The organism is Actinoplanes oryzae, from assembly GCF_030757795.1.
Lineage (GTDB): Bacteria > Actinomycetota > Actinomycetes > Mycobacteriales > Micromonosporaceae > Actinoplanes.
Window position 1 is genome coordinate 1 of the sequence record NZ_JAUQWH010000236.1, and the last position, 10,853, is coordinate 10,853.

At 72.6% G+C, this 10,853-nt stretch carries 10 protein-coding genes and 2 pseudogenes; 5 read left to right on the top strand and 7 right to left on the bottom strand.

Annotated features, from left to right (window positions below; translation table 11 throughout):
* Positions 1 to 193: pseudogene (locus RBH18_RS40745) on the top strand (GNAT family N-acetyltransferase); the annotation flags it as partial.
* A gap of 261 nt (positions 194 to 454) precedes the next feature.
* Here RBH18_RS40745 and RBH18_RS40750 read toward each other — a convergent pair.
* Positions 455 to 757, bottom strand: coding sequence for a hypothetical protein (locus RBH18_RS40750; RefSeq protein WP_306215867.1), 303 nt, complete (start codon positions 755 to 757; stop codon positions 455 to 457).
* 157 nt (positions 758 to 914) lie between these two features.
* Here RBH18_RS40750 and RBH18_RS40755 point away from each other — a divergent pair, with 157 nt between their 5' ends.
* On the top strand, positions 915 to 1,508 hold the full coding sequence (locus RBH18_RS40755; RefSeq protein ID WP_306215868.1) for an HAD-IA family hydrolase: 594 nt from the start codon (positions 915 to 917) through the stop codon (positions 1,506 to 1,508).
* On the opposite strand, the gene RBH18_RS40760 is transcribed toward RBH18_RS40755, so the two are convergent.
* Together RBH18_RS40760 and RBH18_RS40765 are read right to left on the bottom strand one after the other, a co-directional pair.
* Positions 1,501 to 2,859 (bottom strand): cystathionine beta-synthase, encoded by a 1,359-nt coding sequence (locus tag RBH18_RS40760; protein ID WP_306215869.1) that lies wholly within the window; start codon positions 2,857 to 2,859, stop codon positions 1,501 to 1,503. The two genes, RBH18_RS40755 and RBH18_RS40760, sit on opposite strands and share 8 nt — an antisense overlap.
* 90 nt (positions 2,860 to 2,949) lie before the next feature.
* Positions 2,950 to 3,306 (bottom strand): YkvA family protein, encoded by a 357-nt coding sequence (locus RBH18_RS40765; protein ID WP_306215870.1) that lies wholly within the window; start codon positions 3,304 to 3,306, stop codon positions 2,950 to 2,952.
* A 182-nt stretch (positions 3,307 to 3,488) separates the two neighbouring features.
* Between RBH18_RS40765 and RBH18_RS40770 the strand changes: the two are divergent.
* The 3 genes and pseudogenes from RBH18_RS40770 to RBH18_RS40780 form a co-directional block, all read left to right on the top strand.
* Positions 3,489 to 4,466 (top strand): annotated as a pseudogene (locus tag RBH18_RS40770) (SGNH/GDSL hydrolase family protein); the annotation flags it as partial.
* A gap of 375 nt (positions 4,467 to 4,841) precedes the next feature.
* Positions 4,842 to 5,648, top strand: coding sequence for an SGNH/GDSL hydrolase family protein (locus RBH18_RS40775; RefSeq protein WP_306215871.1), 807 nt, complete (start codon positions 4,842 to 4,844; stop codon positions 5,646 to 5,648).
* Positions 5,649 to 5,704: 56 nt separating this feature from the next.
* Positions 5,705 to 6,949 (top strand): acetyl-CoA C-acetyltransferase, encoded by a 1,245-nt coding sequence (locus tag RBH18_RS40780; RefSeq protein ID WP_306215872.1) that lies wholly within the window; start codon positions 5,705 to 5,707, stop codon positions 6,947 to 6,949.
* Between the two features lie 176 nt (positions 6,950 to 7,125).
* Here the strand turns inward: RBH18_RS40780 and RBH18_RS40785 are convergent, their stop codons facing one another.
* The 4 genes from RBH18_RS40785 to RBH18_RS40800 form a co-directional block, all read right to left on the bottom strand.
* Entirely contained in the window at positions 7,126 to 8,073 is a 948-nt protein-coding gene (locus tag RBH18_RS40785) for a S1C family serine protease (RefSeq protein ID WP_306215873.1), read from the bottom strand.
* 75 nt (positions 8,074 to 8,148) lie between these two features.
* Entirely contained in the window at positions 8,149 to 8,463 is a 315-nt protein-coding gene (locus tag RBH18_RS40790; protein WP_306215874.1) for a hypothetical protein, read from the bottom strand.
* Between the two features lie 296 nt (positions 8,464 to 8,759).
* Positions 8,760 to 9,581, bottom strand: a complete 822-nt coding sequence (locus tag RBH18_RS40795) for a Bax inhibitor-1/YccA family protein (protein ID WP_306215875.1) — start codon at positions 9,579 to 9,581, stop codon at positions 8,760 to 8,762.
* 63 nt (positions 9,582 to 9,644) lie between these two features.
* Positions 9,645 to 10,655 carry a small ribosomal subunit Rsm22 family protein gene (locus RBH18_RS40800; RefSeq protein WP_306215876.1) on the bottom strand — a complete coding sequence of 337 codons (1,011 nt, stop codon included), beginning with the start codon at positions 10,653 to 10,655 and terminating at the stop codon, positions 9,645 to 9,647.
* Positions 10,656 to 10,853 lie beyond the last annotated feature (198 nt).

Below are 10,853 nucleotides of genomic sequence, written 5' to 3' on the forward strand. Positions count from 1 at the left end.
CAAGGCGATGATGATCGACGCCCTGCGAGCCCTGCCCGCCTATGGCGACCGGGCCGTCCTGTGGGTGCTGGAGCGGAACACGCGGGCGCGGGCGTTCTACGAGCGTGGGGGCTGGGCCGCGGACGGCGTCACACGGGTCGACACGATCGGTGACGCGCCGACGCTGCAGGTGCGTTACTCGCGGGCCCTCTAGGGAGGCGGGAACGCGTGACCGAGTTGATGCGGGGGAACCTGTGGTCACGCGTCCCCGCCAACCGTGCCCCGTCTCGAACCGTGCTGCGCCTGGCCGGAGGCGCCGACCGGCGGAGGCGTGCCGGTCGGGTCGGTTCGGGACGGGTCCGGGCGCGGGACATCGGCGTGCTGGCGGGGCTACGGCGATGTCACCGCGGAACAGGCGTCGGTGCCGGGTCACTCCTGCCGGGGGACGGTCGGGGCTCCCGGGACTGACGCCCTGTCAGGTCAATTCATCGTCGTCCTTGCTTCTTCGCACCGCGGGCCGGCTGTCGTCGAGCACTCCGGGCATCTCGCGGACGCTGTTGAGGTCGTGCCGGAAGGTCCACGCCTCCCGCCACGGCCGGCGCGACGCGGCGTCGGCGCGCTCGGCGATCCGCCGCGGGGCGCACGGCCACCGCCATCCACACCAGACACAGTTGCCGTCGTGCCCGGCACTCGCGTGACGGGCGAGCATCCGCTGCGCGTCCTGCCAGAGCAGACGGTCCACGATCCCGGCCGGTGCGGCCTGGTCGACCATGACCATGGGTGCTGGTACCTCCGTCCGATGTGTCGCTCGCTCGTACTCCATACAACCGCCGCGCGCCGCCCGGCGATCGGACTGAGTGTGCGACCTTCGCAACTATCAGTGACCATCACTGCGATGTTGACCTTTCCCCAGGGGAAAGGCCCAGGCTGACGCCATGATCGAACGCGCACTTCTCCTCGACATCGGCGGCGTCCTCGCGCACACCCCGCCCACAGGCTGGGCCGCCCGCTGGGAGCGGGAGCTCGGCCTCCCGGACGGCCACCTCGGCCGTCGCCTCGCCGACGTGTGGGCCGCCGGCGCCGTGGGCGCCATGACGGAGGCGCAGGTGACCACGCGGATCGCCGAGGAGATCGGACCCGCGGCCGACCGCTTCCTCGCCGACCTCTGGGCCGACTATCTCGGCTCCCCCAACGAGGAGCTGATCGCCTGCGTCCGGCGGCTGCGCGGCCGCTGCCGTCTGGGCATCCTCAGCAACAGCTTCGTCGGCGCCCGCGAACGCGAGGAGGCCGCCTACGGCTTCCCCGCCCTCGTCGACGAGATCCTCTACTCCCACGAGACCGGCCTGGAGAAGCCGGACCCCGCCGCCTACGCCCTGGCGGTCACCCGCCTGGGCGTGGCCCCGCGCGACTGCCTCTTCGTCGACGATGTGCCCGCCAACGTGACAGCCGCCCGCGCCGCCGGGCTGCGGGCCGTCCACTACACCGCGAACGGCCCGCTCGTCGCGGAGATCGAGGCCTTTCTCAGCTGAGGTACGCCAGCAGGTCCTGCCGGGTCAGCACGCCCGCCGGCTTGCCGTCGACGAGGACCATCGCGGCGTCGGCCTTCTCCAGCAGCGTGACCGCCTCGCTCACCGGCTGACCGCCGCCGATCATGGGCAGCGGGTCGCCCATGTGGCGCTCGATCGTGTCGTGCAGGTGGGCCTGCCCGGAGAAGAGGGCGTCCAGCAGCGACTTCTCCGCTATCGAGCCGGCCACCTCGCCCGTGACGACCGGCGGCTCGGCCTTGAGGACCGGGAGCTGACTGACGCCGTACTCCCGCATGTAGTCGATGGCGTCGCGGACGGTCTCGGTCGGGTGGACGTGGATGAGCGGGGGCATGGCGCCGCTCTTGGACTCGAGCGCCATGGCGACCGTGGGAGCGCCGTCGCCGGTGCTCAGGAAGCCGTAGCGCGCCATCCACGTGTCGTTGAAGATCTTGGAGAGGTAGCCGCGGCCGCCGTCGGGGAGCAGCACCACGATCACGTCGTCGGGGCCGGCCTTGCGGGCGACCTCGAGGGCCGCGACGACGGCCATGCCGCAGCTGCCGCCGACGAGGAGACCCTCCTCACGGGCGAGCCTGCGGGTCATCTCGAACGAGTCCGAGTCGGAGACCTCGACGATCTCGTCGGCCACGGTCCGGTCGTAGGTCTCCGGCCAGAAGTCCTCGCCGACGCCCTCGACCAGGTAGGGCCGGCCGGTCCCGCCGGAGTAGACCGAGCCCTCGGGGTCGGCGCCGATCACGCGGACCGGGCCCTGCTCCTTGAGGTAACGCCCGACGCCGCTGATCGTGCCGCCGGTGCCCATGCCCGCGACGAAATGGGTGATCCGGCCCTCGGTCTGCTTCCAGATCTCGGGGCCGGTCTCCTCGTAGTGGGAGCGGGGGTTGGCCGGGTTGCGGTACTGGTCCGGCTTCCAGGCGCCGGGGATCTCCCGGGTCAGGCGGTCGGAGACGTTGTAGTAGGAGCGCGGGTCCTCCGGCGCCACGGCGGTCGGGCAGACCACGACCTCCGCGCCGTAGGCCCGGAGCACGTTCTGCTTGTCCTCGCTCACCTTGTCGGGGCACACGAAGATGCACCGATAGCCCCGCAGCTGCGCGACCAGCGCCAGCCCCACGCCGGTGTTGCCGCTGGTGGGCTCGACGATCGTGCCGCCCTCGGCGAGCAGACCGGCCCTCTCCGCGTCCTCGACCATGCGCAGCGCGATGCGGTCCTTCACGGAGCCGCCAGGGTTGAAATATTCGACCTTGGCGAGCACCGTGGCCGCGATGCCGGCCGTGACGCTCCGCAGCCGGACGAGGGGGGTGTCCCCGATGATCTCGACGACGTTGTCGTAATACCGCACGTCCTTGTGCCCTTCTGAGTGCCTGACCTGGGTGAGGCCAGCGTAGAACCTGACGCTACGTCAGGTGCCAGGGCACGTGCCCCCGATCGGTCAGCGCACGACGTGCCCGGCGATGGTCGCGTCGCGCTGCCGCTCCCACTCGAGGAAACGCTCGGTCTCGGCGAGCACCGTGCCGGCCAGCCAGGTGATCATCACGGCGTCGTCGGCGAGGCCGAAGACGAACAGGAACGCCTCCGGCACGACGTCGACGGGCGAGATCACGTACGCCGTCGCGGCCGCCATCATCGCCACGCGCAGGCCGCCGTCGTACTCCCGGCGGGCTGTGGCCTTCATCATGCGCGGCAGGGCCGCCAGCCGCTTGCCGAGGGAGGGGCCGCCGCGGGCACCGGACACCAACGCCTTGGCGAGCGCGGTGAAGGCCGCGGTCCGCTGCAACGTTCTAGCCATGTCGTCCCCTTTCGCTGCCTCCAGCATGACGCGTGTCCGCCACGTTCGCCTCTTCGCTCACAGTCCGTTGCCGTTTTGTCGCACTCGCGCGTTAGCCTCGTAGGCCCCACCTTCGCCGGCGGCCGAGATCACCCATCATCGGCTGACGGACAGGTTCCACCGAGCCGGAAGCGAGGGAGACCGTGGGAGCAGTGCTGAAGTTGACGGAGATCGACCGTCGACGGATCAAGATCGCCGGGCAGGTCGCCGGCGGAGTGACCGGCGCCGCCGCCGGGCTCACCCTCCTCTCCGCGGGCGTGCTGCTGCGCCAGGCGGCCGACGCCCGCAAGATCATCCCGATGGCCGAGGCGCCGCCCCCGCGCGGCGACGGGCTCTACGGGCCGAAGTTCCCCGGCAAGCCCCTGCACATGGTGATCCTCGGCGACTCCTCCGCCGCGGGCTACGGCGTGCACCGCCCCCGCGAGACCCCCGGCGCCCTGCTGGCCACCGGCGTCGCCCGCCGCCTGCGCCGCCCGGTGCGCCTGCACCGGTTCGCGGTCGTCGGCGCGGTCTCCTCCGGCCTGGTCCACCAGGTCGACGCCGCGCTCGAGCACCGGCCCGAGGTCGCCGTCATCATCATCGGCGGCAACGACGTCACGCACGTCTCGGACCGCGCCGGGGCCGTGCGCCACCTGGGCACCGCCGTCCGCCGCCTGCGCGAGGCCGGCTGCAAGGTCGTCGTCGGCACCTGCCCGGACATCGGCGCCATCCAGCCGATCAAGCCGCCCCTGCGCTGGCTGGCCCGCACGTGGAGCCGCCAGCTCGCCGCCGAGCAGACGGTGGCCGTGGTGGAGAACGGCGGCCACTCGGTCTCGCTGTGTGACCTGCTCGGGCCGTTCTTCTACGCCGATCCGGTCCGGATGTTCGGCTCCGACCGTTTCCACCCGTCGGTCGAGGGCTACGCCCGCGCGGCCGCCGTGATCATGCCCACGCTGATGGCCGTGCTCGGCGAGGACGACCGCACGCCGGTCACCGGCAACCAGGGTGTGCGCAGCCTGCCCGAGGCGGCGCAGGAGGCCGTCCGATCGGCCGGCACCGAGGTCAGCGCCGCCCAGGTCAACGGGCGGGACAGCGGGCCCGCGGGGCGCTGGGCCCGGCTGCGGCACCATCCGTGGTTCGGTGAGTCGCGGCACTGGTTCGGGCCGCGCGCGACTGCGTCATCCGACATTTCGCCCATGAGGGGCGACACGCCGACGACGGGACCCGCCGGGACCGCGCAGGAGATCGCTGCGGAAGGGCCCGGCGGCGGCGCGCAGAGCGGCTCCGGACGGGCGCATCTCGCGAGTCGCAGGGGCATACGTGTTACCCGTGGGTCCGGTCGCTCGGCGTCCGGGGCCGTAGGCTGGACCCCGGAGGATCATCCGGCTCCGGCCGACTGATCCGGCGCGGCGGCGCGGTTTGCCGCCGGTGAAGCTTCGGTGGCGCGTCGAGCCGCCGATGAGGTGGGACACGTCGCGGCGACGCGACGGCGGACGAGGCGCTGGCAGGGAGGCGACATGACGGGCCTTACGGGACGGGTCGGCAGAGCGGCGGCCACCACGTTGTTCGCTTCCGCCGTGGGCGGCGTCGCGCTGCTCACCGGCGAGGCCCTCGCCGCGAAGAGCCGGCGCTACGCGAAGCCCACCATGGGCCTGGCACTGCGCACCTCGATGGGCCCGACGGGCGCTCCCACGCTGCGGCTGGTGCTGCTCGGCGACTCCGCGGCCATCGGCGTCGGCGTCGAGTGGCTCTCCGAGACGGTCGGCGGGCAGCTGGCCCGGCTGCTGGCGGAGGGCACGCCGGAGACCGGCCAGCGGCACGTCCTGCTCTCCAGCGTCGGCGTGGCCGGCTCGCGGTCCACGGACCTCGCGACGCAGGTGGCCCGGGCCCTGCTCGGCGACCGCCCCGACGTGGCGGTGGTGCTCATCGGCGCCAACGACGCGACCGGCCTGCGCAGCCCGGACGAGTCGGCGCAGCACCTCGGCAACGCCGTGCGCCGCCTGCGGGACGCCGGCGTGCAGGTGGTCGTCGGCACGTGCCCCGACCTGGGGGCCGTGCGCTCGATCGCCCAGCCGCTGCGCCAGGTCACCGGCTGGCTCGGCCGCCGCATGGCCCGCGCGCAGGCCGCCGAGGTGACCGCCGGCGGCGGCGCCGTGGTCGACCTGGGCGAGGAGACCGGCGCCGTGTTCCGGGCCGACGCGGGCACGCTCTGCTACGACGGCTTCCACCCGTCCGCGGACGGCTACCGAGTCTGGGCGCACGCGCTCTACCCGGCGGTGCTCGACGCGGCGCAGGCGGCGGGAAGACGCTCAATTCAGGAGTAAATGGTGTGACGAAATGACGCTTCCGCGTTAAGTTACCGGCGCGTTAACGTGGGGGCATGCCCGAAGCCGTCATTGTCGCCACCGCCCGCTCGCCCATCGGCCGGGCCCACAAGGGCTCGCTGACGGAGCTGCGCGCCGATGATCTCGCCACCACGATCATCGATGCCGCGCTCGCCAAGGTGCCCCAGCTCGACCGGACGCTCATCGAGGACCTCTACCTCGGCTGCGGGCTGCCCGGCGGCGAGCAGGGCTTCAACATGGCCCGTGTGGTCGCCGTCAAGCTGGGCCTCGACGGCCTGCCCGGCGCCACCGTCACCCGCTACTGCTCGTCGTCGCTGCAGACGACCCGGATGGCCTTCCACGCGATCAAGGCCGGCGAGGGCGACATCTTCGTCAGCGCCGGCGTGGAGACCGTGTCGCGCTTCGCCCGCGGCAGCTCCGACGGCCTGCCCTCCGCGGCGCAGGAGCTCGTCGGCGGCCCCTGGACCAATCCGGAGTTCGCCGCCGCCCAGGCCCGCACCGACGCCTTCGCCGAGGGCGGCAGGACCTGGCACGACCCGCGCGAGGACGGTGAGCTGCCGGACATCTACGTGGCGATGGGCCAGACCGCCGAGAACCTCGCCCAGCTCAAGGGCGTCACCCGCGAGGAGATGGACGAGTTCGGCGTACGCAGCCAGAATCTCGCCGAGAAGGCCATCGCCGACGGCTTCTGGCAGCGCGAGATCACCCCGGTCACCACCCCCAGCGGCAAGGTGGTCAGCGTGGACGACGGCCCACGCCCCGGCGTGACCCTCGACGGCGTGTCGGGCCTCAAGCCCGTCTTCCGCCCCGACGGCCGGGTCACCGCCGGCAACTGCTGCCCCCTCAACGACGGCGCCGCCGCGGTGGTCATCATGAGCGACACCAAGGCGCGCGAGCTCGGTATCACCCCGCTCGCCAGGATCGTCTCCACCGGCGTCACCGCCCTCTCCCCCGAGATCATGGGCCTCGGCCCGGTGGGCGCCTCCCGCCAGGCCCTCGCCCGCGCCGGCATGACCATCGACGACGTCGACCTGGTCGAGATCAACGAGGCGTTCGCCGCCCAGGTGATCCCGTCCTACCGCGACCTCGGCATCCCGATCGACAAGCTCAACGTCAACGGCGGCGCCATCGCCGTGGGCCACCCCTTCGGCATGACCGGGGCGCGCATCACCGGCACGCTGCTCAACGCCCTCGACTGGCACGACAAGTCGATCGGCCTCGAGACGATGTGCGTCGGCGGCGGGCAGGGGATGGCGATGGTCCTCGAGCGGCTCAGCTGACCGTCCGATCGAAGGCCGATGCCGTAGGTGGGTGCGGTGTACAGACCGCCGCGCCCGCCGAGGACTCGCACGCGCCGCTCAGCCGGCCTCGCCGCTCAGCTTTCCCCGCCGCTCAGCCGGCACGCTCAGCTTTCCCCGCCGCTCAGCTTTGCTCGCCGGTCAGCTTTCCCCGCCGGTCAGCCGGCTAGTTCGGTGGGGACCGTGATCACGTCGACCATGGCGTTCTTGCGGTAGAGCGTGATGGGCAGGTCCGCCCCGATGGCCGGCCCCAGCATGAGGCGCTGGAGGGCCTGGACCGTGTCCACCGGGCGGCCGCCCGCGGTGAGCATGATGTCACCCAGGAAGATGCCCGCGGTGTGCGCCGGGCTGCCCGGAACCACCTCGACGACGCGGAGGCCGATCTTCTGGTGCAGGCGCTCGGCCAGTTGAGGTGACAGTGGCACCGGGACGCCGGCGACGCCGAGCCAGGCGCGCCGGACGCGGCCGGTGGTGACGAGTTCGCCGATGATGCGGCGGGTCGTGGTGTTGATGGGGACGGCGAGGCCGAGCCCGTAGCCGGCCACCGCCGTGTTGATCCCGACCACCGTGCCGGTGGCGTCGGCGAGCGCCCCGCCGGAGTTGCCCGGGTTGAGGGCCGCATCGGTCTGGATGACGTCGTCGATCACGCGCACGCGGCGGCCGTCGCGGGCCGGGAGCGAACGCCCGAGCCCGGACACCACGCCCGCCGTGACCGAGCCGGCCAGCCCCATCGGGTTGCCGACCGCGACCACGAGCTGGCCGATGCGCAGGCTGTCGGCGTCCCCGAGCGGGGCGGCCGGGGTCCCCGGGTGGTGCACCCGCACCACGGCGAGGTCGGAGAGGGCGTCCGCGCCGACCACGTCGAAGGGGGTCTCCGTGCCGTCGGCGAACTCGGCGCTTCCCCCGGTCGCGCCGGCTACGACGTGGGCGTTGGTGAGCAGGAATCCGTCATCGGTGAAGGTCACCGCGGACCCGGCGCCCGCACCCCGCGGAGTACGAACGCTGAGCGCGGCGACGGAAGGCAGAAGTTTCGTGGCGACGCCGGTCACCACACGGCTGTAGGCATCAAGTGCCTCATTGTCGACACCCGTGTGCTCGGTATCCATGGACTTGTCAACGCGGCACCGATCGGCATCGATGCCCGCCCGCCGTCCGCTGACGGCGAACAGCCGCAGCCGGGGTCAGAGCGCCGACCGGGCGGCGCCGATCTCCTCGGTCGCCCGGGCGAGGAGGGACTCGGCGGGGCCGGCGGCCACGAGGTCGTCGACCATGACCTTGAGCTGGTCGGGCAGGATCATGTCGGGCTCGCGCGGCACGGGCAGGCGAGCCCGGCCCTCCGCCTCGGCGCCCAGGTCCGCGAGCCGCTGCACCAGAGCGTGGACGACGTCGCCCCGGCTGCCTCCCGAGCCGGCCGCGGCCGCCCACCGGCCCGTCTCCCAGTGGCCGACCTGGGACAGCAGGCGCTGGAGCGCCACGCGCACGTCTTCCGCAGTCACGTCCGCGACCCTATCCGAGCGCGACGCCGCGCCCGCCCGCGGAACCGCCCGGCCGGACGCGCTCGGGATGCGGACAACGCAATGCCCGGCCGGATCGAGCTGGGGCGCGGACAGCGCGATGCCCGGCCGGATCGAGTTGCGGGTGCGGACAATGCGATGCCCGGCCGGACGTGCTCGGGGTACGGACAGCGCGATGCCCGGCCCGCCGGGGTGGCGGACCGGGCATCGGTCACTCGGAAGCTGCGTCAGCGCGAGGCGAACGGTCAGTCGTCGCCCTGCAGGAAGCTGACGAACGATCAGTCGTCGCTCTGCAGGAAGCTGAGCAGGCGCAGGATCTCCAGGTAGAGCCAGATCAGGCCGACCAGGATGCCGAACGCCGCCGTCCAGGAGTAGCGCTGGGGCAGGCCCATGCGCACGCCCTGCTCGATCTCGTCGAAGTTGAGGATGAAGCTCAGCGCGGCGACGACGATGCAGACGAGGCTGAAGATGATGCCGATGGGGCCGTTGTCGCGCAGGCCCGTGCTCACGCCGAAGAGCGAGAGGACGAAGTTGATCAGCATGGCGGCGAAGAGGCCACCCATGACGGCGATCATGACCTTGGTGAACTTGGGCGTCGCGCGGATCACGCGGGCCTTGTAGAGGAAGGCCATCAGGAAGAAGACGCCGAAGGTGGCGACCACCGCCTGCAGGACGATCCCCGAATAGCCCATGATGTCGTTGAAGAACTTGCTGACCAGGCCGACGAAGGCGCCCTCGACCACCGCGTAGGCGACGACCAGCACGGGGTTGGCCATCCGCATGAACGAGATGACCAGGCCCAGCACGAGGCCGACGACCGCGGCGCCGATCCAGGCGGCTCCGAGCAGGCTGTTGGGAATGAGGTTCCACGCCGCCACGGCAGAGACGCCGGTGACGCCGAGCAGGGTGACGGTCTTGACGACGACGTCGTCCATCGTCATGGGGCGCACGGCCGGCGGCGCGGCCGGGTAGCCGGGTGCCGACGCGTACGGCTGGCCGTAACCCGGCTGGGCGGGCGGCCCGTAGGGTCCGTATCCGGCCGCGCGCTCCCGATCGGCCGCCTGGCCGAGGCGCGAGAGCACCGGGTTCGATGTCTTCACAGTGTCCAGCCTCCCTTGAGGGTTGATTTACCAAGGGTAAGCGGTCTTTCGACGCAGCCGCGACTACGTGAGCTGTGAAGAAACTGAACGCCAGGCGTCGCCCCACTCCACGTCACGGGCTGTGCGATACAGGTTTCCGTGCTTCTTGGAGACGATCTCCGGGCCGGCCGAGCCGTCGGAGCGGCACAGCTGCATGGTGACCATGCCCTTCCGGAACTGGGGATGCCGCAGGAGCCGGCCGTCCGGCACGAGCAGCGCCGGGCCGGGGGCCACGGCGACGAACGAGAACTTCTCGTCCTCGTGTCCGAGCTGGGCGTTTTTCAACCGGCGGTGCAGGGCCGACCGGTTCACCCGGGCGGCGAAGTGACACCAGTCGCCCCGGGCCGGGGCGAGCGGGCAGGCGTCCTGGTGCGGGCACGGCGCCGCCACGGTCAGCCCGTGCTTGAGGAGGGTCGTGCGGGCCTGGAGGATCCGCTCGTACCCGGCGGGGGTGCCCGGCTCGATGACCAGCAGCACGCCGGCCGCCCGGCGCGCCCGGTCCAGCAGCTCGGCCTGGGCCGGAGCGGTCAGCTCGCCGAGCACGTACGAGATGGTGACCAGCTCGGCGGCGGGAAGCGCGACCGAGGACGAGGAGCCGGCCTGCCATTGCTGCCACGTCGCCGCCCGCAGCCCGGGGGCATCCGCCCGCGCGGCGAGCCGGCGGCCGAGGTCGAGGGCCTCCCCCACCTGGTCCAGCACGGTGACCCCGGTGAGCGACGGGAAGGCGTCCGCAGCCGCCCAGGCCGCCGCGCCGGTGCCGCCGCCGACGTCCAGCTGGGTGCGCGGCGCGAAGCCGGGGTAGGCCGCCGCCAGCTGACCGAGCGCCGACCGCACCGCGGCGAAGGTGGCGGGCATCCTGTACGCGGCGTACGCGGCCACATCCACCCGTGACGCGAGGATCGGAGCACTCGCCGGCCGCCCGGACCGGTACGCCTCGATGAGCCGCTCCACCGACTGCCCGAGCCGCTCCTCGGAGGCCGCCCCCGACTCGGCCACCAGCCCGGCCCGCAGCTCGGCGGGCAACTCAGCACTCATGGCCACGAATTATGCCGAGCCACCGGGCCGCGCCGCCGCCGAGGGCCGGGCCGGGTCAGCCAGGGTGTCCGCGCCGACCGACAAGCTGCCCGGCGGCAGAAAAGGGGTGGCCGCGCCGACCGACGAGCTGCCCCGCGGCGGTGGAGAGAGCGGCGGTGGAGAGAGGAGTGCCCGGGGCGGGTCTCGAACCCGCACGCC